At 69.0% G+C, this 22,085-nt stretch carries 15 protein-coding genes and 1 pseudogene; 10 read left to right on the forward strand and 6 right to left on the reverse strand.

Features of this window, described 5'->3' with window-relative positions:
- Positions 1-5: 5 nt before the first annotated feature.
- A pseudogene (locus ABN028_RS35330) lies at positions 6-422 on the reverse strand (GtrA family protein); the annotation flags it as partial.
- 441 nt (positions 423-863) lie between these two features.
- On the opposite strand from ABN028_RS35330, the gene ABN028_RS11890 reads away from it, so the two are divergent.
- Together ABN028_RS11890 and ABN028_RS11895 are read left to right on the forward strand one after the other, a co-directional pair.
- Positions 864-1,511: a response regulator gene (locus ABN028_RS11890; RefSeq protein ID WP_349327101.1), complete on the forward strand. Its 648-nt coding sequence runs from the start codon at positions 864-866 to the stop codon at positions 1,509-1,511.
- Positions 1,508-3,160 (forward strand): GAF domain-containing sensor histidine kinase, encoded by a 1,653-nt coding sequence (locus tag ABN028_RS11895; protein ID WP_349327102.1) that lies wholly within the window; start codon positions 1,508-1,510, stop codon positions 3,158-3,160. The genes ABN028_RS11890 and ABN028_RS11895 overlap by 4 nt, the downstream gene beginning before the upstream one ends.
- 98 nt (positions 3,161-3,258) lie before the next feature.
- On the opposite strand, the gene ABN028_RS11900 is transcribed toward ABN028_RS11895, so the two are convergent.
- Positions 3,259-4,443, reverse strand: coding sequence for a glycoside hydrolase family 5 protein (locus tag ABN028_RS11900; protein ID WP_349327103.1), 1,185 nt, complete (start codon positions 4,441-4,443; stop codon positions 3,259-3,261).
- 55 nt (positions 4,444-4,498) lie between these two features.
- Positions 4,499-4,873 carry a response regulator gene (locus ABN028_RS11905; protein ID WP_349327331.1) on the reverse strand — a complete coding sequence of 125 codons (375 nt, stop codon included), beginning with the start codon at positions 4,871-4,873 and terminating at the stop codon, positions 4,499-4,501.
- A gap of 336 nt (positions 4,874-5,209) precedes the next feature.
- Here ABN028_RS11905 and ABN028_RS11910 point away from each other — a divergent pair, with 336 nt between their 5' ends.
- From ABN028_RS11910 to pruA, 7 genes are all read left to right on the forward strand, one after another.
- Positions 5,210-7,057, forward strand: coding sequence for a glycoside hydrolase family 3 protein (locus tag ABN028_RS11910; RefSeq protein WP_349327104.1), 1,848 nt, complete (start codon positions 5,210-5,212; stop codon positions 7,055-7,057).
- Between the two features lie 45 nt (positions 7,058-7,102).
- The gene (locus ABN028_RS11915; protein ID WP_349696644.1) at positions 7,103-8,449 is read left to right on the forward strand and encodes an exo-beta-N-acetylmuramidase NamZ family protein; all 1,347 of its coding nucleotides are present in this window, start codon (positions 7,103-7,105) and stop codon (positions 8,447-8,449) included.
- Between the two features lie 52 nt (positions 8,450-8,501).
- Positions 8,502-10,229, forward strand: a complete 1,728-nt coding sequence (locus ABN028_RS11920; protein WP_349696645.1) for a serine hydrolase domain-containing protein — start codon at positions 8,502-8,504, stop codon at positions 10,227-10,229.
- Positions 10,230-10,358: 129 nt separating this feature from the next.
- On the forward strand, positions 10,359-11,282 hold the full coding sequence (locus ABN028_RS11925; RefSeq protein WP_349327107.1) for a MurR/RpiR family transcriptional regulator: 924 nt from the start codon (positions 10,359-10,361) through the stop codon (positions 11,280-11,282).
- Positions 11,279-12,244, forward strand: coding sequence for an N-acetylmuramic acid 6-phosphate etherase (gene murQ / locus ABN028_RS11930; protein ID WP_349696646.1), 966 nt, complete (start codon positions 11,279-11,281; stop codon positions 12,242-12,244). The genes ABN028_RS11925 and murQ overlap by 4 nt, the downstream gene beginning before the upstream one ends.
- Before the next feature lie 311 nt (positions 12,245-12,555).
- A complete protein-coding gene (gene ku, locus ABN028_RS11935) occupies positions 12,556-13,530 on the forward strand; it encodes a non-homologous end joining protein Ku (RefSeq protein ID WP_349696647.1) in 975 nt (324 codons plus the stop codon).
- A 178-nt stretch (positions 13,531-13,708) separates the two neighbouring features.
- Positions 13,709-15,334 carry an L-glutamate gamma-semialdehyde dehydrogenase gene (gene pruA / locus ABN028_RS11940; protein ID WP_349696648.1) on the forward strand — a complete coding sequence of 542 codons (1,626 nt, stop codon included), beginning with the start codon at positions 13,709-13,711 and terminating at the stop codon, positions 15,332-15,334.
- 91 nt (positions 15,335-15,425) lie between these two features.
- Here pruA and ABN028_RS11945 read toward each other — a convergent pair whose 3' ends face one another.
- The 3 genes from ABN028_RS11945 to ABN028_RS11955 form a co-directional block, all read right to left on the reverse strand.
- Entirely contained in the window at positions 15,426-15,611 is a 186-nt protein-coding gene (locus tag ABN028_RS11945) for a hypothetical protein (protein WP_349327114.1), read from the reverse strand.
- A 113-nt stretch (positions 15,612-15,724) separates the two neighbouring features.
- Positions 15,725-16,243, reverse strand: a complete 519-nt coding sequence (locus tag ABN028_RS11950; protein ID WP_349327116.1) for a ribonuclease FAU-1 family protein — start codon at positions 16,241-16,243, stop codon at positions 15,725-15,727.
- Positions 16,240-16,815: a DUF2505 domain-containing protein gene (locus ABN028_RS11955; RefSeq protein ID WP_349696649.1), complete on the reverse strand. Its 576-nt coding sequence runs from the start codon at positions 16,813-16,815 to the stop codon at positions 16,240-16,242. The genes ABN028_RS11950 and ABN028_RS11955 overlap by 4 nt, the downstream gene beginning before the upstream one ends.
- A 275-nt stretch (positions 16,816-17,090) precedes the next feature.
- Between ABN028_RS11955 and ABN028_RS11960 the strand changes: the two genes are divergently transcribed.
- Positions 17,091-22,052 (forward strand): NAD-glutamate dehydrogenase, encoded by a 4,962-nt coding sequence (locus tag ABN028_RS11960; protein ID WP_349327119.1) that lies wholly within the window; start codon positions 17,091-17,093, stop codon positions 22,050-22,052.
- The last annotated feature ends 33 nt before the right edge of the window (positions 22,053-22,085 follow it).

Consider the following 22,085-nt stretch of genomic DNA (forward strand, 5'->3'; position numbering starts at 1 on the left):
CATGTCGTACTGACGGTGAGATTGATGGCCATCGCCGCACCGATGCCGAACAGATTCCCCACCAGGTAGAGCACTCCCATGCTCGCCATCACCCACACGACCGCGACGTTGACCAGGAGCGCGACCAATGCGGTGAGATTGAACTTCGCGAAGCGGCCGAGTGACGGGCGTCGAGAACTGAATGTCCATATCTCGTTGAGCATGTAGTTGTTGACGATGGCGAACTCGACCGCCAACGCCGAGGCGAGCACCAGCGGCACCCCGAAGCGGCCGTGCAGGACGTACAGCGCCAGGCTGTTGATCGCGACGCCGGTGACCCCCACAACGGAGAAACGCCACACGCGCCCGTCCCGCAGCAGTCCGAGCGGACGGCTGTACCAGTGCGGATACAACCGAGTTACCTTGTGTATCTGGGCGCACATGAGGCGCCGCCCCCCAATGACCCACCCCGCGCGGTCGTGTCGACTAGCTCCACGATGTCGGCGGACCGGACCGGTTCGATTTCCCTCCCTGCACTCCCCATCCTCTGTTCCGGCGGGGTAGCGCAGACTCCCTCACTCATCACGGATGAATGCGTGCGTTCGGGGGGGCCGGGCCCCCCTACCGGCGGGGGAGCCGCTCCACACCCAGGCGGTGGCGGACAAGCCGTACTTGTCCGGGCCGAGGCTCTGCGGATATGACGATTCGGACCCGCGGAGTGCCGCGGCCGCTGCGGTTTCTGGTTCTGCTGCCGAACTCGCCGAATGTGTCGGACACTGCGAAGTAGGCTGTCGAGCGAGTGGACCACCCCACGGGAAGTTGTATCCGAATTGGGCCGTGGCTGGGGATTTGTCGAGACGGCAGCGCGGGGGGAGGGGTCCGACATGACTGTCCGCCTGTTGATTGCCGAAGATCACGCGGTGGTTCGGCAGGGTTTGATGATGTTTCTCAAGCTCGACAACGATGTCGAGGTCGTCGGCGAGGCCCGCAACGGCCGCGAGGCTGTCGAGCTCGCACATGAGCTACGGCCCGCGGTCATCCTGATGGATCTGTTGATGCCCGTCATGGACGGCATCAGTGCCACCGCGGCGATTCGCCGGGAACTTCCGGATGTGGAGGTCGTGGCGCTCACCAGCTTCCTCGAGGACCACCTGGTGACCGACGCGCTGCGGGCCGGCGCGATCGGCTATCTGCTCAAGGACACCGACGCCGAAGGCCTGCGTCGTGCCATCCGGTCTGCCGCTGCCGGTCAGGTGCACCTGTCGCCGGCTGCCGCGGCCCGACTGGTCAGGGAGATGCGGGTGCCGAGCACACCCGATCCGCTGACCCGGCGGGAGGTGGAGGTGCTGATCCTGCTGGCCCGTGGGCGTTCGAACAAGGAGGTCGCCCGCGAGCTGTCGATCGGCCAGCAGACCGTCAAGACCTACGTCAGCAGCATTCTCAAGAAGCTCAACGTGTCCAGCCGGACTCAGGCGGCGTTGTATGCCGTGCAGAGTGGCCTGGTCTCGACGTACGAGCTCGCACAGCCATGACCGATACCAGTCGACACGTGTCGGCGCGGCGCGTCCCCACCCAGCGTGGTGGCGACGCCCGCCTGCCGGGGGATCCGCTGCGCGCGGTCGCCGACGTCAACGATGCCGTACGCGGCGGCCTCGACCGCGACGCCGTGCTGGGTCTGGTGGCCCGTAAGGTCCGCAGCCTTCTCGGTGCCGCGGCCTGCACCATCATGACGCTGGAGGACGGCGATGTCCTGCTGATCCGCTCGACCGATGGTGAGGCGGTACGGGACCTGGCCGGCACGTGGGTCCGGACCGCAGACACGGTGGAAGGTGAGGTCGTCCGACGGCAGCAGTCGGTGATCGTCCCGGACGCGACGGACAGCACGCACGGCAAGGTCGGATTGCCCGCCGTACTCGCCGTCCCCGTACCTGGATACGAGCGGCCGGGTGGTCTCATCGAGGTCGCCGACGGTGCAGGCCGCCGGTTCACCCCGGAGGACGCGCGGACGGTCGGTCTGTTCGCGGCGAGTGTCGGCATGGAGATCGAGCATGACCGTGCCCGCACCGACCTCGAACGGTTGGCGATCACGACCACCCCGGGCACGATGTCGCTGCAACAGACACTTGACACCTTGACCAGCGGTGTCGTCGCGGCGACCGGTGCGCTCGCGTGTGCTGTGCACGTCATCGACGACGACTTGTCGCTGCGGCGGGCATCCTCCTTCGACCCCGATCACGTCGTGGACGCCGGCATGTGTGCCGCGGGCCCGAGTGTGGCGCAGGCCGCGATCGCGGCGCGTACCGCGATCGTGCACGAACGCGTGCTGGCGGACGAACCTGGTGGGCCGCGCCAGCGGAATGGCCCAGCCGCCGGCGACCCGCCACGTGCGACCGCGCTGGTCTGCGTACCGCTGTTGTCCCGGGGGCTGGTGCTCGGCGTCCTGTGCTGCCACTGTCCGGCGGGTTCGCCTCCGAGCAAGCTCGAGCTCGCCTACCTCACGGTGGTGGCGGGCAAGGCGGCAACGGCGGTCGACAGTTCCCAGCTGGTGGCGGCGGCGCAGGAGAAGGCCGCGCTCGAGGAGCGGCAGCGCCTCGCGAGGGAGCTGCACGACTCGGTGTCGCAGGCGTTGTACGGCATCGCCCTTGGCGCGCGCACAGCTTTGCGGACGCTCGACGGCGACCCTCGCCAGGTCGAGGCGCCGATCGGCTACATCCTGGCGCTGGCCGAGGCCGGGCTGGCTGACATGCGGGCACTGATCTTCGAGCTCCGGCCGCAGGCGCTGGCCGAGGAGGGACTGGTAGCCGCCCTCCGCAAGCAGCTCGCCGCCCTCCAGGCGCGGCACGGCGTCGCGACACACGCCGAGCTCGGCGCAGAACCGTCAGGTGCCCTGAAGGTCAAGCAGACCTTGTACCGCATCGCCCAGGAAGCCATGCAGAACATCGCCCGCCATGCGCAGGCCAACCGGGTCACCATCCGGCTGACCGAGACGCCGGCGGCGCTGGCCCTGGAGATCGGTGACGACGGGATCGGCTTCGACCCGAACGCGTCGTTCCCCGGGCACCTGGGCCTGCGATCGATGCGGGAACGGATCACGGAGATCGGTGGCGTCCTCGATCTCACGAGTTCCCCTGGGCAGGGGACTCAGGTCCGGGCGCGCGCGCCCACGGGCATCTGGCGCTGACGTCGCACGCATGAGGGGACCCCTCATCCAACAGGCCTTTGGATGAGGGGTCCCCTCTCGCAACGGAACAGCCGCTCCGTCGCCGAGCTGCGGCGGTCCTAGCTCTTGTCGGCCAGGTCCTCCGGATCTTCCGGCGCCTGGACCTGCGGCGCCTGGTAGGTCTTCAACAGGTCCAGCTTGTCCTTGTGGACGGACTTCCAGTTGTCCTTCAGAACACCACCTGTGTCACCGGAGTTCGGGTTCCAGGTCCAGTAGGTGTAGCTGATCCCGTTCTCCTTCATGAAGGCGACCAGGTTGCGCTGCCAGACACCTTCTGTCGTCTTCGGGCTCACGGACCGGCCACCGAACTCACCGACCAGAACCGGCGCCTTGCCCTCCATCGGGAGGTATGCCCACTGCTTCTTCCAGATCGCCGGCAGGTTGTCGGGGAAGTTCGGCGCGTCGAACCACTTCTGCTTCCACACGCCCGGACCGTAGTCATGCGCGGAGTAGACGAGCTTGCTCTGGTCCTTCAGGCGTACCGGGTGGTCCTTGGCGCCCTGCAGGTTGCCGCCCCACCAGTAGTAGTCCTTGTTGTAGGACTCGATGCCCTCGACCACGATCAGCCAGTTGGGGTTGGCGTCCAGCACGGCGTTTCCGGCCCGCTCGGCGGCCTGCTGCCAGTCGGTCTTGGCGTCGCCGCTTCCCCAGGTCGCGGTGATCTTCGGCTCGTTGTGCAGGTCGGCACCGATGACCAGTGGGTTGTCGGCGAAGTGGCGGGCCAGCATGGTCCAGTCCTCGATCCACTTCTGCTCGCTGACCTGCTCGGTGTACCACAGGTCGCTCTGCGCCTGCGCCGTCGGACGGTGCCGGTCGAGCAGAACCATCAGGCCACGGTCGGTCGCGGCGTCGACGATGCGGTCCATCAACTCCAGGCCGTGGAGCCCCTTGAGGTCGGGGTTCTTGCGGTAGTTGATCTCGGTCGCCTTGCTGTCCGCGAGGAACATCTCGTTGGTGTACGGAAGGCGCAGCGTGTTGAATCCGCTGTCCCTCATCTGGTCGAGCATGTCCTCATAGTTGCGTGACCACAGGCCGTGGGGAGAGAAGGTCTCGGTTTCGAAACCGAACCAGTTCACGCCGGTCAGGGCGACGGTGTTGCCGTTGGCGTCAACGATCTTCCCGCCGTCAGCCTTCAACGGAACGGTCGGCGTGACCGCGGCCGCGGCATCCGGTTGGCTCTGCGAGTTCGGGCCGAAGACACCGGTGGCCAGCAAAGCGATGATGGTGATGGCGACAGGCGCCATGATGACAGCGGCGCGAACGGACTTCGTGGAGTTTCGGTATCGAGAACTAAGCCAGTTAAACATGCTCCTCCAGCACAATCTTTGCCAGATCCTCATCGCCAGAGATCTTGCTGACGTGGCGATGGAAACCGGCACCGAGAATCCGGCGTACGGCAGCGTCGTCGTCGTAGCTTGACAACGCGATGAGGCGTATCCGGGGCTCGTGATGGCTAAGGTGATAGATGACCGACGCCAATTCGGCGCCCGCCGTGGTTGCTTCCAGGTCGAAAAGAACGACATCCAGCTCGGCGGTGCGAGCTAACGCAATTGCCTCCGCGCCATTGCGGGCGACCCCGACCAGTTCGATGTCGGCTTCTTCAGAAATCAGATCCACAAGTGCGTCGACTAGTTGTGGATGGTCGCCAACGACGACAACGCGACTCTTTCGAATAGCTCCTCCAGGTACTAGCGATCTGGATTCCGAACAACCTAGTGATCCGAGGAGGGTGAGTTCGCCGTACGAGCGGCTGAAATTTCGCTATGTCAACTGCGTCAGGCCGATGTAGTGCAATTGGATGACGGCCAATCGGCTGAGTCGTGGTTCGTGCGCTCGACCCGGCGGGCACAGGGCACGGTGGCCCGGATGTCACCGGTTCCGGCGGGAGGCGTTGACCGACCCCGTCGCCGTAGGTAGGTTCCGGGCACGGGGGTAGAACGTGTAGGAAGTTTACGGTCGATCGCGCCGCTCGGCCGTCGACCGACTCCGCTCCGAGTGGGAGGACCCCAGATGGTGACCATCCCTACGCCGCCGTCGCGTGCCCCGCGGCGTCGTACCGTCGTCGCCGCCGCGGCTGCAGGAGCGGTCGCCGGCTTCGGGGTCACGGGCCCGGCGGCCGCGGCCGCCGGGACGACGAGCGTCGGCCCGCCACGCCGATTGGGACCGGCCGCGGAGGCGTGGATCGCCCAGGTGGTTCGCCGGATGTCGCTGGAGGAGAAGGTCGGCCAGCTCCTCGTGACGCACGTCTACGGCGCCACGGCCGATACACCCGACGCGCGCAACACGAGCACCTACGGCGTCGCCACACCGGCCGAAATCGTGGCGAAGTACCACCTCGGGGGCATCTGTTACTTCACCTGGTCGGGCAACATCAGCGAGCCGCGCCAGGTCGCCGGACTTTCCAACGGCCTCCAGCGGGCCGCCGTCGAGAGCGGTGCGGGCGTACCGTTGCTCATCTCCACCGATCAGGAGCAGGGCACGATCGTGCGGGTCGGCCCGCCGGCGACGCAGTTCCCCGGCAACATGGCTCTGGGCGCGAGCAGGGATGCCGCCGCCGCACGCGAAGCGGCCGCCATCACCGGCAAGGAGCTCGCCGCGCTCGGCATCAACCAGGACTACGCGCCCGTCGCCGACGTCAACGTCGACCCCGCCAACCCGGTGATCGGCGTACGGTCGTTCGGCGCCGACCCCACGCTCGCCCGCACCCTCACCGCCGCCCAGGTGAAGGGGTACGAACGCGACGCCGGCATCATCGCCACCGCCAAGCACTTTCCCGGCCACGGCGACACCGAGCTGGACAGTCACACCGAGATCCCGGTGATCAGGCACACGAAGGAGCAGTGGGAGCAGATCGACGCGCCCCCGTTCGAGGCGGCGATCGAGGCCGGCATCGGGTCGATCATGACGGGCCACCTGGTCTTTCCCGAGCTGGACCCGAGCGAGGACCCGGCCACGCTGTCGTACCCGATCATGACCGGCATCCTGCGCGAGCAGCTCGGCTACGACGGAGTGGTCTGCACGGACTCGCTCGGTATGCAGGGCGTCCGCGACAAGTACGGCGACGACCGGGTGGTCGTCCTCGCCGTCAACGCCGGCGTCGACATGCTCCTGCGCCCGCCAGCGTTCGACCTCGCGCACCAGGCGCTGCTCGAGGCGGTCCGCGCGCAGGAGATCAGCCGGCGCCGCCTTGACGAGGCCGTGACCCGCATCCTCCGGCTGAAGCTTGCCGAGGGCATCGTGCACGAGCCATACGTCGACGTCGACGAGGTGGACGAGATCGTCGGTACGCCCGACCACCTCGCGCGCGCCGACCGGATCACCGAGAGGACGACGACGCTCGTCAAGAACGGCGCCGACCTGCTTCCGCTGGCACCCGGCGCGCGTACCGTCCTCGTCACGGGTAGCGGCGTCGCGGCGACCGCCACCCTGGCCGAGGCGATGACCGACCGCGGTGCGACGGCGGAGTCCTACGCCACCGGCACCCGGCCGACCGACACCGCGATCGCGACCGCGGTGGAGCGGGCGGCCGCGTGCGACCTCACGATCGTGTTGACCCAGAAGGCGTGGGACACCAAGGAGACCGACCCGCAGGCCCGGCAGCAGCGGCTCGTGCACGCCCTCGTCGCGACCGGACGGGCCGTTGTCGTGGTGGCCGTCAACGATCCGTACGACATCGCCCACTTCACCGAGGCGCAGACCTACCTGGTGACCTACGCCGGCAACGCCGTGGCCATGCGCGCCTGCGCCCGGGTGCTGTTCGGCGAGGTCAGCCCGCGAGGGAAACTGCCCGTGTCCATCCCCAGCGTTGCCGATCCCGCGACCCCGCTCTATCCGTACGGCCACGGCCTGACGTGGTGACCCCGAGACGCAGACGAGACAGAGACGAGAAGGAGGGACGGCCCCATGGCGTCCAGCTCGCACCCCCATCCCACCCGCCGGACCCTGCTCGGTGGCGTCGCCGCGTCAGGGGCGGCGGCGGCCGCCGGCCTGACTCTCAGCGGTGACGCCGCACCTGCCTGGGCGGCGACTGCGGCGTCCGGGTCAGGGCCCGCCAACGGCGGCAAGCGCCTGCGTACCGGTGCCGAGGTCGCCGCCGCGGACGACTGGTCCATGCTGCGCGGCACCAAGCTCGGCATCTTCAGCAACCCCACCGGGGTCCTTCCCGACACCCGCCACATCGTCGACGACCTCGCGACGTACGAGGACCTCGACATCGTGGGGGTGTTCGGGCCCGAACACGGTTTCCGCGGCAGTGCCCAGGCCGGCGGGTCCGAAGGCGACACGATGGATCCGCGGACCGGCCTACCGGTCTACGACGCGTACGGCGCCAACCAGGACAAGCTCGCCCAGCTGTTCACCAAGGCCGGCGTCGAGACGATGGTCTTCGACATCCAGGACGTGGGTGCGCGGTTCTACACCTACATCTGGACCCTCTACAACTCGATGGTCGTGGCCGCTCGGCTGGGTCTTTCCTACGTCGTCCTCGACCGCCCCAACCCGATCGGGGGACGGGCCGACGGTGCGCTGATGACCGCCGGCTACACGTCCGGCGTCGGGCTGAAGGAGATCGTGCAGCAGCACGGCATGACGGTCGGCGAGCTGGCGCGGTTCTACAACGGCGAGTTCCTGCCCGAGGCGGCGGGCAGCCAGCTCGACCTCGAGGTCGTGAAGGTCCAGGGTTGGCAGCCCGACTCCCGCGCCCAGGAGCACGGCCTGCCCTGGCCGCCGCCCTCGCCGAACATGCCGACGGCCGACACGGCGCTCGCCTACGTCGGCACCTGCTTCTTCGAGGGCACCAACATCTCCGAGGGCCGCGGGACCACCCGGCCGTTCGAGCTGATCGGCGCTCCGTACCTCGACTACCAGTGGGGCGACCGGCTCAACGCGCGGAACCTGCCGGGCGTGGAGTTCCGCGAGGCGTACTTCGTCCCGACGTTCTCGAAGTACGTCGACGAGACATGTGCGGGCGTGCAGGTCCACGTCACCGACCAGCGGGCGTTCCACCCGATCCGCACCGCGGCCGCGATGCTGGTCGAGGCGACGCGGTACGACGAGTTCGCCTGGCGGCAGGACTCGTGGGATCCAGAGCGACCGTTCTGGATCGACAAGCTGTCCGGCTCACCCCGGCTGCGGACGATGATCGACGCCGGAGCAGACGCCGACGAGGTGGTGGGCGCCTGGGCGGACGAGGTGGCCGCGTTCGAGGCACAGCGCGAGCCCTATCTGCTCTATCCCGGGCGGCGAGGCTGACATGCGGGCGCGTCGGGCGCGTCGGGCGGGTCGAGGCTGGCTCGTGGCGCGTATGGTGCCCGTCGTTCTCGCGACGGCGTTCCTCGCGTCGTCGGCGCAGCCGGCTCTGGCGCACGGACACCAGGCGGGTCGAGGCTTCGACGAGCCGTACTCCGGGTTCGCGCCCCCGTCGACCCGGCTGCGGACCACCACACCGAAGGAGGCTGGCCTGAACACCGCCGAGATCGACGCGATGCTCGCCGAGCTGGCGGGTTACCTGTTGCCGCAGCCGTCGGGCCGACCGCTGTTTCCGGGCGCGGTCGTGCTCGCCTCCCACGACGGGAAGGTTGCCGTGCACGAGGCGATGGGCCATGCGGTGAAGTACGCCGACGCCGAAGGCTCCGAGCTTCCGCCGCACCAGCAGGTGACGATGGCCCCCGACACGATCTTCGACATCGCGAGCATCTCCAAGCTGTTCACCTCGATCGTGGTGATGCAGCAGGTGGAACGAGGCCGGATCGACCTGGACGCCACGGTGGCGTCGTACCTCCCGGCGTTCGCGGCGAACGGCAAGGAGGCCGTCACCGTCCGGCAGCTGCTCACTCACACCTCGGGCCTGCCGTCGTGGATGCGGCTCTGGCGCCCCTATCCGGACAGGGAGTCGCGGATCCAGGCGGTGCTCTCCGTCGCCCCCAAGGCGCCGCCGGAGACGCTGTACGAATACTCCGACCTCAACCTCATCACCCTCGGCGTCCTCGTCGAACGGGTCGGCGGCGAGCCGCTCGACGTCCTGGTCCGTGAGGGCATCACCGAGCCGTTGCGGATGGTCGACACCGGCTACAACCCGCCGGCGTCGAAGCTGGACCGGATCGCCGCGACGGAGTTCCAGACCGACCCGGCGCGGGGCATGGTGCGGGGGAGTGTCCACGACGAGAACGCCTGGTCGCTCGGCGGCGTCGCGGGCCACGCCGGCATCTTCTCCACCGCGCACGACATGTCGGTGCTCGCGCAGGCGATGCTGAACGGCGGGACGTACGACGGACGCACCATCCTGTCCAGGCATACGACCGAACAGATGCTCACCGACTACAACGCCGGCTTCCCCGGGCACGCGCACGGGTTGGGATTCGAGCTGAACCAGCGCTTCTACATGGGCGCCCTGGCATCGCCGTCGACCGCCGGGCACACCGGGTTCACCGGCACGTCGCTGGTGATCGACCCGCTGTCCCGGTCGTTCGTGATCCTGCTGAGCAACCGCGTGCATCCGCGGCGGGAGTGGAGCAACGTCAACGCCGCCCGGCGGGCGGTGACCGGTCGGGTCGCGCACGCGCTCGCGGTGACGCCGCGTCAGGGTGCCACGGCGTGGTTCGCCGGCCGCCAGGACGGCACCACGGCGACGCTCACCCTGCCCGTGACCCTGCGGGCGGACTCGACCCGGCTCGGGTTCCACCTCTTCGTCGACTCCGAGGAGACCGACCTGCTGACGCTCGAGGTGTCGCGGGACGGTGGAGCGAGTTGGGAGCCGCAGCCGTTCGTCGTCTCGAGCCGGGGACGGATCAGCCCGCACGACGGCACGATCTCGGGGTTCACCGGACGGCACTGGCAACAGGCCGCGGCCGAGATCGAGGGACCGGCAGGGGAGGTCCAGATCCGCTGGCGATACGTCACCGACGCGCTCCACCAGGGCCGTGGCGTCTACGTCGACGGGATCAGGCTGGGCGATGCCGACGGCCTGCTGCTGGACGGCGAGCGTTCTCCTGAGAGGTTCGTCACCGACGGCTGGTCCGAAGCTTCGCGCTGATCTCCCTGGTCAACGATGTATAACGCGTCGCTGAGTGGGCAGATACGAGGCGAAACCGTACGTTCTCACCGAATTCGGGCATCGGCGAGGGGTACATGATGCGCAGGCGAGGGTAAGTTACTTTCCACTATGGCCAAGAGTTCGAAGGTTCCTGAAGCCGATCCGGTCGCCGAGGGTGTGGTGATCCGGATCCGCGCGCTGGCGCCCTCCCTGTCCCCAGCCGAGCAACGGGTCGCCGGCCTGGTCCTCGAGGATCCCTCGCGAGCGTCGTCGCGCACGATCACGGAGCTCGCGCGGGCTGCCGGAACCTCCGAGACGACCGTCATCCGCTTCTGCAAGGTCCTCGGGCTCCCCGGCTATCCGGAGCTGCGCCTGCGGCTCGCGGCGGAGTCGGCCCGCGAGTCCGCGCGCGAAGGCGATCGCGGCCGTGCGGTCGGCAGCGACATAGGCCCCGACGACACCATGGCGCAGATCGTGGAGAAGGTCGCGTTCGCCGACGCGAGAGCGGTCGAGGAGACCGCGAGCCAACTCGACGTCGGCGTCCTCGACACCGTGAGCGAGGCGCTGGCGAAGGCGGGCCGGGTGGAGATCTTCGGCGTCGGCGCCAGCGCGTTCGTCGCCCAGGACTTCCAAGCCAAGCTGCACCGGATCGGGCGGCTGGCGTTCGCGTGGATGGACACCCACGCCGCCCTCGCCAGCGCCGCCCTGCTCGGCAAGGGCGACGTCGCCGTCGGCATCTCCCACACCGGCGCCACGGGCGACACCATCGAAGTCCTCACCCAGGCCCGCGACCACGGCGCCACCACCGTCGCGCTCACCAACTTCCCGCGCTCGCCCATCGCCGCCGTCGCCGACCATGTGCTCACCACTGCCGCCCGCGAGACGACGTTCAGATCGGGTGCGACCGCGAGCCGGATCGCCCAGCTCACGGTTGTCGACTGCCTGTTCGTGGGCATCGCCCGACGGCACTACCGGGAGACCCTGGGCGCGCTCGAGGCCACCTTCGACGCGATCAGCAGCCGACGGGTGCCACCGTCGCGGGGGCGCCGGTGAAGACCGGCCCAGGCCCCGACGCGGCAGGCGCGGAGTCCGGCCAGCCGGCCCTCAAGCCGGTCGTTCACGTCACCTCGCCGACAGAGGCCCGCAACCCCCGCACCACCGACATCGACCGGGTGTCGACACTCGACGTACTCCGCCTCATCAACGACGAGGACCGGCAGGTGGCGGAGGCGGTCCGCGCCGCGCTTCCCCAGGTGGCGAGCGCCGTCGACCTGGCAGTCGAGGCCCTCCGGCGCGGCCGGCGGGTCCACTACGTAGGCGCCGGCACGTCCGGACGGCTCGGGGTGCTAGACGCGGCCGAGCTGCCGCCGACGTTCGCCGTACCTCCCGAGTGGTTCGTCACCCACGCCGCCGGCGGCCCGGCGGCGTTGTTACGTGCGATCGAGGGTGCCGAGGACGACGAGGAAGCCGGCCACCAGGAGATCGCCGACTCCGTGACCGCCGGCGACGTCGTCGTCGGCCTCGCCGCGAGTGGTCGTACGCCCTATGTCGCCGGTGCCCTGCGCTCGGCGCGCGAACGCGGCGCCGCGACGGTCCTCGTCACCGCCAACCCCGACGCTCCGCTCTCGGCGGAGGTGGACGTGTTCGTCGCCGTCGACACCGGGCCCGAGGTGGTGGCGGGGTCGACTCGGATGAAGGCAGGTACGGGGCAGAAGCTGGTCCTCAACGCCTTCTCGACCGCGGTGATGATCCGCCTCGGTCGTACGTACTCCAATCTCATGGTCGACCTGGTGGCCACCAACGCGAAGCTGCGCGGGCGGATGCTCGACATCCTCGGCGAAGCGACCGGTCTGGACGAACCGACCTGCGCCGCGGCGCTGACCGAGGCCGGCGGCGAACTCAAGACCGCGCTGGTGGCCGTCCTCGGCGACGTGGAACCCGGACGCGCACGGGCCGCGCTCGCCGACTCCGGTGGGCACGTCCACGCCGCGCTCGCCCAACTCGGGAGACCGTAGAAGCCGTCGGGGACTTCGCGGCCCGGCCGCAGGGAAAGGCCGTTTGCACCTCTGATCGGACGATCGACGAGATTGCCCCGGATCGGCCGTGTTTGGGGAGAGGCTGGAGGCCGCCCGTCCTCATCAGCCCCAAGGTTCGTGCGACGGGTACTCTCACCCCATCCCACCGAGGCTAGGGCGCTGATGGGGGGCACTCCCTCGAACGCATGACCGGTTGTGGGCTTGCACGCAGGGTAGGAACGGCTCAGGGTGGAGGTGCGAGGTGCGCCTCTCCGGAGTCGGCGCGCCCACGAACCGTGGCGGAGGTCCGCATGCCGCAGGCAATCTGGAAGGGCTCAGTCTCCTTCGGGTTGGTGACGATCCCGGTGAAGGTCTATGCCGCCACCCAGGAGAAGGACATCGCGTTCCGGCAGGTCCATGCCGCCGACGGCGGGCGGATCCGTTACCGGCGGGTCTGTGAGGTCGACGGGCAGGAGGTGCCGTACGCCGACATCGCCAAGGGGTACGAACTTCCCGACGGCAACATGGTCGTTCTCGACGCCGACGAGCTGAGCGACCTTCCGCTGCCGACCCGCAAGGTCGTCGAAGTGCTGGAGTTCGTGCCTGCGGAGGACATCGACCCGATCTATGTCTCCCGCAGCTACTACCTCCAGGCGGAGGGCCCGGCGGCCAAGCCTTACGTCCTGCTGCGTGACGCGCTCCGGCGCACCGGCCAGACGGCGGTTGTCAAGGTCGCCTTGCGCAACCGGGAGGCTCTGGCGCTGCTCCGGCCCAAGGACGACATCCTGATCCTGCAGACGATGCTGTGGCCCGACGAGGTGCGTGATGCCTCCTTCGCCGCACCGGACGAGGACGTCGAGGTGCGGTCCCAGGAGATCGCCATGGCCGAGTCCTACATCCAGACCTTGGAGACCAGCTTCGATCCCGCGCGCTACCACGACGACTACCGCGAGGCGCTCGAGCAGCTGATCGAGGCGAAGACGGCCGGGCTCGAGGTCGAGGCACCGGCCGAGGCCGCACCCGCCGCGGGCGATGTCGTGGACCTGATGGCCGCACTCCAGGCCAGCGTCGACGAGGCCCGCAAGCAGCGCGGCGAGTCGGCTGAGAAGCCGGCCGGCACGCGAGCGGCAGCGGGGCGGCCGGCCGACAAGCGGGCCAGCGGCAAGCAGGCGGCGAGCAAGCAACCGGCGAAGACCGGCAAGCAGGCCGCGAAGAAGACCGCCAAGAAGGCGTCCTCGCGTACGACGAAGAAGGCCGCGAAGGCCCCCGCCCGCAAGTCGGCCTGACCGGCTGCGCCCTCGGGTGGCCGGCCGCCCGGGCGCCCTCTCGACACACCGGGACGGAGATCGCGGAAGCTGTTTCACCGGCGGCCGGCGCGGTGGCACGATGGCGGTAGGGGCGTTCCCCGACCGGGATGCGTCCTGCACAACGGTCCGCAGCCACCACCAATGCGGGAGCGACCTCATGGATGCCGTCACCCAGGTACCCCCACCGCGGAACGAACCGGTGAAGACGTACGCACCAGGCAACCCTGAACGGGCGAGCCTCGAGCGCAGGCTGGCGGACCTCGCGGCCGAGCATGCCGACCTCACGCTCACGATCGGCGGTGTCCAGCGACCAGGCGGCGGCGACGCCATACCGGTCGTCATGCCGCACGACCACCGGCACGTCCTGGGGGTCATGCACAACGCGACCGAGCAGGACGCCGAGGACGCGATCAAGGCGGCGCACGACGCGGCCGCCGACTGGCGCGAGATGTCCCTCGACGACCGGGCGGCGATCTTCTGCAAGGCCGCCGACCTCGCGGCCGGTCCGTGGCGCGACACCCTCAACGCCACCACGATGCTCGGCCAGAGCAAGACGATCCAGCAGGCCGAGATCGACGCCGCCTGCGAGTTGATCGACTTCCTGCGGTTCAACGTCGCCTACGCCCGGCAGATCTACGCAGAACAGCCGATCTCCTCACCCGGCGTGTGGAACCGGGTGGAGTACCGGCCGCTGGAGGGTTTCGTCTACGCGGTCACCCCGTTCAACTTCACCGCCATCGCGACCAACCTGCCGACCGCGCCGGCGCTGATGGGCAACGTCGTGTTGTGGAAGCCGTCTCCCACGCAGACCCTCGCGGCGCACCACACGATGCGGATGCTGGAGGCGGCCGGACTCCCGCCAGGTGTCATCAACCTGCTCACCGGTGACGGCCTCGCCGTCTCCCGCGTCGCCCTGCGCCACCCGGAACTCGCCGGCATCCACTTCACCGGGTCCACGACGACGTTCCGGCGGTTGTGGCGCGGGGTCGCCGAGGGCCTGGACGGGTTCCACAACTACCCGCGGATCGTGGGGGAGACCGGTGGCAAGGACTTCATCGTCGCCCATGCGTCGGCCGACCCGGCGGTGCTGAGGACGGCACTTGTGAGAGGTGCGTTCGAGTACCAGGGGCAGAAGTGCTCGGCGGCGTCCCGGGCGTACATTCCGCGCTCGATCTGGGACCGCCACGGCGACGAGATCATCGCCGAGACCGAAGAGCTCGAGGTCGGTGACGTCGCCGACCTGTCCAACTTCATGGGCGGTGTCATCGACGCCCGTGCCTACGCCAAGCACGCCGCGGCCCTCGAACGCGCCAGGGCGAGTTCGTCGGTCACCGTCGTGGCGGGCGGCACCTGCGACGACAGCACCGGCTACTTCGTCCGGCCGACCATCCTGAGAAGCGACGACCCGACCGACGAGATCTTCACGACCGAGTACTTCGGCCCGATTCTCGGGATCTACGTGTACGACGACAACGCCTATGCGGAGGTCCTGCGCCAGATCGACTCCGCCGCGGCGTACGGCCTCACCGGCGCGGTCATCGCGCAGGACCGGGCGGCCGTCACGACGGCTGCCGAGAAGCTGCGCTATGCCGCCGGCAACTTCTATGTCAACGACAAGCCGACGGGCGCGGTCGTCGGGCAGCAGCCGTTCGGCGGTGCACGGGCGAGCGGGACGAACGACAAGGCCGGTTCGGTGTGGAACCTCATCCGCTGGGTGAGCCCGCGGACTCTCAAGGAGACGTTCGTCCCGCCGACCGACTACCGCTACCCCCACATGGCGTAGGAAAGCCCGCCCTCTTGGGTAGGCCTCGTCGGTGACAAGCTTCAGGCGGACAAAGCCGGGCAAGATCGTCGTACGCGCGGCGACGGGTGGTTCAGGCGACCTGGGTCAGGTGAGGTCGGACTCCGACCGCATCGGCGGACAGGTCCACCCACAGGGCGATTCCGCAGACGACGCAGGTCCACTCCGGGCAGCCCTCGCCGTGTCCGTCATTGCAGGGTGGTTGCTCGAACGCCTGGCGACGGCGACAACTGGGGCAGTCATAGGTGGCTTCCGTCACGGTCGGGACCTCCCCTTGTCCGGATCACCACTACCTCACCCATCACCGTCCCAGGAACCGCCGACAATCGCGGTCCGACACGCCGAGATACGCGCGGCCGACACATGCCGGCCTCACTGGCGTTCGGAGGCGTACCAGCGGAGAGTGATGCCCAGCGAGTCGAGCCAGGCGTCGAGGTGGAACCCGTGGGTGGCGAGGCCGGTGAGCGTGCGGTAGCTGACCTCCAGGGCACGCTGCGCGTCGGCGGCGCCGAGGTGGCCGGCCAGCACGGCGGCGACGAACTCGTCGGCGTCTTCCACCCGCGCCTCCAGCCCCGTCCGCACGATGATGTCGAGGTAGTGGTCGACCGACTTCCACCGTGTGCCGTCGACGGTCACGTCGCAGACGTCGATGTAGTAGTCGTAGTCGCGTTCCAGCTGTGGGCGCCACGCGAAGGTCGTGATGCGCAGCCCCCGGTCCGGAAGCAGCCACGACTGCAGGCTCTGGACCCGCGGATGCTCGGGCACGGTCACGGCGACGTAGAGGCCGACCTCGGTGACCCTCCAGTCGTCCAACCGACGCTCGACACCCTGGCGGTCGACATTCCTGCCGTCCGCGACGTCCCAGCACGTGACGTGCGGAGGATGGATCACGTGTTCTCGGCCAACCAGCTGCGGCCGAGCTCCTCCATGCCGTCGAGGCCGGCGAGAACGGCGGGCGCGGCGGCCTCCCCGATCTTGCGGCCGATGAGGGGTACGGAGGCCTTCAGCTCGGCGTCGACGACCTGACGGGTCGCCGTACCTCCGGACTCGGGAACCAGCTGGATGGTGCCGCGCAACGTGACCGGTGCGCCCTGGATGTCGACGTGCAGCGTGCCGCTGCGTGAACCGTCCGGGCTCGCCCCGCCCCAGGTGATCGTCTCGTCGAGCTCGATGTGCTGGCCGACGAGCTTGCGGACGAAGTCGGGCACGTCTGCCGGCAGCGTCTGATGGGTCCGCGTCCTCCGTCCGGAACCGGCAGATTCGATCGCCACGTCGTAGCGGACGGCATGCGCCGCCCGTGCCCGCATCTGGATGAAGCTCTCGCTGGTCAGCATCGTGTACACGGTCGTGGGGTCGGCCGCGTACTTGGTTTCCCGGTGAAGGTCCATGGGGAGATCCAACACGATGATCGCGGCGATTGCCCGGATCTCGCCGGGGGCGCACCGCACCCGCCGCTGGGCCACCGACCTCCGATGCCCGCACGCGGGGACTCCACCACCCCGTCGGTGCGGGCACGCACAATTCACCGGATGCCGGGACGCACCTCCCACCGGAACGGCGAACGGGGGATCCCAGTGCCGGAGTGAAGGACTAAGGTCGGAAAGGTCCGTACAACGTCGTACGACCTCGACGCCTGGACGGCGGCGAGAGATCTGGGCAGGGACGTGCAGATGACCGAACGTAGTGAGGTCATAGGCCAGCAGAGCACCGTGGTCATGGGTCCGACGAAGGAGGTCCCATGACCGAACGTAGTGAGGTCATAGGCCAGCACGGCACCGTCGCCGGCAGTACCCGGACCGACGAGAAGGCCGCAATTCTCGCCGACGCCGCGAAGGTCGCCGAGTACAGCCGGTCAGCGGGAGCGCTGTCGATGTCCCAGGTCGAGGCGCTGCTGGCCGCCTATTACCGGCACGTGGCGACCGAGGATCTGGTGCACCGCGATCCGGTCGACGTCTACGGTGCCGCCCGCAGCCATTACCGGCTGGCGGGAAACCGGCCGCAGGGTTCGGTGGCGGTCAACGTCTTCACGCCCACCGTCGAGGAGCACGGCTGGTCCTGTACGCACACGGTGGTCGAGGTGGTCACCGACGACATGCCCTTCCTGGTGGACTCGGTGACGATGGAGTTGTCGCGCCAGGATCGCGGAATCCACCTGGTGGTGCACCCGCAGCTGAGGGTCCGCCGCGACCTGACCGGGCGGTTGTTGGAGATCGTCGGTGCGCACGACGGTCGGCCGACGGCAGGGGCTGACGGGCGGGAGTCCCGCCCCGAGGGGTTGCTGGAGTCGTGGATCCACGTCGAGATCGACCGGGAGACGGACTCGGGCGATCTTGCCCAGATCGAGGCCGACCTCCGTCGGGTCCTGAGTGATGTACGGGAGTCGGTCGAGGACTGGCCGAAGCTTCGGGCCCGGGCGCTGGAGGTGGTGGACGAGCTGGCCAGCTCGCCGCCGAAGGACCTGCCGGAGCAGGAGATCGCCGACACCAGGGAGCTCTTGAGCTGGCTCGCCGATGATCATTTCACGTTCCTCGGCTACCGCGAGTACACGCTGGTCGAGGAGGATGACGACACGATCCTGCGGGCGGTGCCGGGGACCGGCCTGGGCATCCTGCGGTCGGATCCGCGCACGGCGACGGCGTTCTCCCAGATGCCGCCGGAGGTGCGGGCGAAGGCCCGGGAGAAGAAGTTGCTCATCCTCACCAAGGCCAACTCCCGATCGACTGTGCACCGACCGGCCTACCTCGACTACATCGGGGTCAAGACCTTCGACGAGGCGGGCGAGGTCACGGGCGAGCGCAGGTTCCTGGGGCTGTTCACGTCGGCGGCCTACACCCAGAGCGTGACGCGGATCCCGGTACTCCGTGGCAAGGCCGCCGAGGTGGTCAGGCGGTCGGGGTTCTCGCCGGACGCGCACTCGGGCAAGGTGCTGCTCGACATCTTCGAGACCTATCCCCGGGACGAGCTGTTCCAGGTCTCGGTCGACGAGCTGTTGCCGACCCTGCTGGGCGTTCTCTACCTGCAGGAACGCCGGCAGCTGCGGCTGTTCGTCCGGCGCGACGACTACGGCCGGTACCTCTCGTGCCTCGTCTACCTCCCGCGGGACCGGTTCTCCACCCAGATCCGGCTGAAGATCCAGGACATCCTGCTCGAGGCCTACCGCGGCGAGAGCATCGACTTCGCGCTGCGGTTGTCGGAGTCGGTGCTCGCCCGGCTGCATTTCGTCGTACGCGTCGGGCCGGGGGAGACCATCCCGGACGTCGATGTGGGGGAGTTGGAGCAGCGGCTGGCCAACGCCACCCGGAGCTGGACCGACGAGTTCGCCGAGGCACTGTATGACCGGGTCGGCGAGGCGGAGGCGGCCCGGCTCTACCGCAAGTACGCCCACGCGTTCCCCGCGGCCTACCGTGACGACTTCCCGGCCCGGACGGCGGTGGCCGACCTGCGACGGATCGAGGAGCTCCCAGCCGAAGGCGGGCTGGCGATGTCGCTCTACGAACCCGTCGACGCGGCCCCTGACGAGCGGCGGTTCAAGCTCTACCGCACCGGCTTGCCGCTGTCGCTGTCCGACGTCCTGCCGAGGTTGTCGTGGATGGGCGTCGAGGTGGTGGACGAACGCCCGTACGCCATCGAGAACTCCGACGGCACGAAAGCGTGGATCTACGACTTCGGCCTGGTCTATTCCGGTGCGGTCAGCGCGCCGGCGGGTCAGCTGCGGGAGCTTTTCCAGGACGCGTTCGCCGCGGTGTGGTCCGGCCGGGCCGAAAGCGACGGGCTCAACGCTCTCGTCCTGCGCGCGGGTCTCACCTGGCGGCAGGTCAGCATCCTGCGCGCCTACGTGAAGTACCTCCGGCAGGCGGGCTCGACGTTCAGCCAGTACTACGTCGAGGACTCGCTGACGGTGAACGACGACCTCGCCCGGCTGCTGGTGGAGCTGTTCGAGACCCGGCTCGACCCGGCGTCAGGCCTCGACACGGCGCAGCGCGAGTCCCGTACCCGCGACGTCGTGACCCGGATCGAGGACGCCCTCGACGAGGTGGCGAGCCTGGACCAGGACCGCATCATCCGTTCGTTCCTCACGCTCGTCCGCTCCACGTTGCGGACGAACTACTTCCAGCGCGACGCCGAGGGGCGGCCCAAGCCCTATCTGTCGTTCAAGCTCGACCCGCAGGCCAACCCGGATCTTCCGCAGCCGCGGCCGACGTTCGAGGTGTGGGTCTACTCGCCGCGGGTCGAGGGCGTGCACCTGCGGTTCGGCCCGGTCGCCCGCGGCGGGTTGCGCTGGTCGGACCGCCGGGAGGACTTCCGTACCGAGGTCCTGGGCCTGGCGAAGGCCCAGATGGTGAAGAACACCGTGATCGTTCCGGTCGGCGCCAAGGGCGGCTTCTACTGCAAGCAGCTGCCCGACCCCGCCGACCGCGACGCGTGGCTGGGTGAGGGCATCGCCTGCTACCGGACGTTCATCTGCGGGCTGCTCGACGTCACCGACAACCTGCAGCGCGGCGAGGTGATCCCCCCGGTCGACGTCGTACGCCACGACGGTGACGACGCCTACCTCGTCGTCGCCGCCGACAAGGGCACCGCGACCTTCTCCGACATCGCCAACGAGGTGGCCCACTCCTACGGTTTCTGGCTCGGGGACGCGTTCGCCTCCGGCGGCTCCGACGGCTACGACCACAAGGCGATGGGCATCACCGCCAAGGGCGCATGGGAGTCGGTGAAGCGGCACTTCCGGGAGATGGGCCGCGACTGCCAGACCCAGGAGTTCACCTGTGTCGGGATCGGCGACATGTCCGGCGACGTGTTCGGCAACGGCATGCTGGCCTCACCGCACACGAAGCTGGTCGCGGCGTTCGACCACCGGCACATCTTCGTCGATCCTGACCCGGACCCCGCGACGTCCTACGCCGAACGCCAGCGGCTGTTCGGTCTGCCGCGGTCGAGCTGGAGCGACTACCACCGCGACCTGATCTCCGCCGGCGGTGGGGTGTTCCGCCGGTCGGCGAAGTCGGTCCGGCTGACCGACCAGATGCGCACAGCGCTCGGTATCGCCGAGGGCATCAGGGCCCTGACCCCCAACGAGCTCATCCGCGCGATCCTCACCGCACCGGTCGACCTGTTGTGGAACGGCGGGATCGGCACGTACGTCAAAGCCACCGACGAGACCCACGCCAGCGTCGGAGACAAGACCAACGACGGCGTCCGCGTCGACGGCGCCGACCTACGCTGCGCCTGCGTCGGTGAGGGCGGCAACCTCGGCCTGACCCAGCTGGGCCGGATCGAGTACGCCACCCGCGGCGGCCAGTCCGACGGTGGCCGCGAAGGTGGGCGGATCAACACCGACTTCATCGACAACTCCGCCGGCGTCGACACCTCCGACCATGAGGTCAACATCAAGATCCTGCTCGACCGTTTCGTCGCCGACGGTGACCTGACCCGCAAGCAGCGCAACCAGACCCTCGTGGCGATGACCGACGAGGTGGCCGCGCTCGTCCTCGACGACAACTACCAGCAGAACGTCGCCCTGCAGAACGCCGCCGCGAGCGCACCTGCCCTGCTGCACGTCCACGCCGACTGGGTACGCCGGCTGGAGGCGTTGAAGGTGCTCGACCGGGAGCTGGAGTTCCTGCCGAGCCCGAAGCAGTTCCGTGACCGGGAGGCCCAGGCCGCCGGGCTCACCACGCCCGAGTTGGCTGTGCTGCTCGCCTACACCAAGATCGTGCTGGCCGACGAGTTGCTGGGTTCCACGCTGCCCGACGACACGTACCTCCGGGACGCGCTCGCGGCGTACTTCCCCTCGGCGATCCGCGAGCGGTTCGCCGCCGGGATGGACACCCATCCGCTGCGTCGGGAGATCATCACGACGCAGGTCGTCAACCAGATGGTCAACATCGCCGGTATCACCTACTACCCGCGGCTGTCGCTCGAGACCGGTGCACCGCCGGACGAGCTGGCTCGCGCTCACCTCGTCGCGCGCGAGATCTTCGATGTCGACAGGACCTTCGCGGCTGTGCGCGCGCTCGACAACCAGATCGACGCGGACGTACAGACCAAGATGCGCCTGGAGGTGCGGACCATCGCCGAACGGGCCAGCCGGTGGCTCGTCCAGAATCGCCGGTCGCCGATCGACATCGCCGAGGCGGTCGAGTTCTTCGCCGACGGCATGGCGCGGCTCACCGCAGCTCTGCCCGAGGTGTTGAGCGGGCGCGAGCACACGCTCTTCGAGGCGCGCCGCAACCTGCTGCTCGCCGCCGGCGTACCCAAGGAACTCGCCACCACGGTCGCGGTGCTGCCACCCGCCTACGCCGGTCTGGGCATCGCCGAGACCGCGGCCCGCACCGGTGCCGACGTCGTGGACGTCGCCCGGGTCCACTTCACCCTCGGTGAACGCCTCGAGCTCGGCCGGCTCCTCGAACGCATCCTCGCCCTCCCCCGCCACGACCGCTGGCAGACCACGGCCCGGGCGACTCTCCGCGACGACCTGCACAGCGTCCACGCCCAACTCACCCGCAACGTCCTCGCGGTCAGCCCGACCGGAGCCGACGCGAGCGAGCGGGTCGCCGCCTGGGAGCAGCGCGACGCCAAGCTCGTCAGCCGAACCCGCGCCACCCTCGCCGAGATCGTCGAAGGCGACGTCGCCGATCTCGCCCGGCTCTCCGTCGGGCTCCGTGTCGTACGCCGCCTCCTCCCCACGTCTGGCTAGCCGACGCCAGGCGCAAATGACCACGCTGGGTAT

The sequence above is a fragment of the Actinopolymorpha sp. B17G11 genome (genome assembly GCF_040196095.1).
Classification (GTDB): domain Bacteria; phylum Actinomycetota; class Actinomycetes; order Propionibacteriales; family Actinopolymorphaceae; genus Thermasporomyces.

Excerpts from the sequence above, each read along its gene's own strand:
- ABN028_RS11890 (WP_349327101.1), top strand. The coding sequence starts at position 864 with ATGACTGTCCGCCTGTTGATTGCCGAAGATCACGCGGTGGTTCGGCAG.
- ABN028_RS11895 (WP_349327102.1), top strand. The coding sequence starts at position 1,508 with ATGACCGATACCAGTCGACACGTGTCGGCGCGGCGCGTCCCCACCCAG.
- ABN028_RS11900 (WP_349327103.1), bottom strand. The coding sequence starts at position 4,443 with ATGGCGCCTGTCGCCATCACCATCATCGCTTTGCTGGCCACCGGTGTC.
- ABN028_RS11910 (WP_349327104.1), top strand. The coding sequence starts at position 5,210 with ATGGTGACCATCCCTACGCCGCCGTCGCGTGCCCCGCGGCGTCGTACC.
- ABN028_RS11915 (WP_349696644.1), top strand. The coding sequence starts at position 7,103 with ATGGCGTCCAGCTCGCACCCCCATCCCACCCGCCGGACCCTGCTCGGT.
- ABN028_RS11920 (WP_349696645.1), top strand. The coding sequence starts at position 8,502 with ATGGTGCCCGTCGTTCTCGCGACGGCGTTCCTCGCGTCGTCGGCGCAG.
- ABN028_RS11925 (WP_349327107.1), top strand. The coding sequence starts at position 10,359 with ATGGCCAAGAGTTCGAAGGTTCCTGAAGCCGATCCGGTCGCCGAGGGT.
- ku (WP_349696647.1), top strand. The coding sequence starts at position 12,556 with ATGCCGCAGGCAATCTGGAAGGGCTCAGTCTCCTTCGGGTTGGTGACG.
- pruA (WP_349696648.1), top strand. The coding sequence starts at position 13,709 with ATGGATGCCGTCACCCAGGTACCCCCACCGCGGAACGAACCGGTGAAG.
- ABN028_RS11960 (WP_349327119.1), top strand. The coding sequence starts at position 17,091 with ATGACCGAACGTAGTGAGGTCATAGGCCAGCACGGCACCGTCGCCGGC.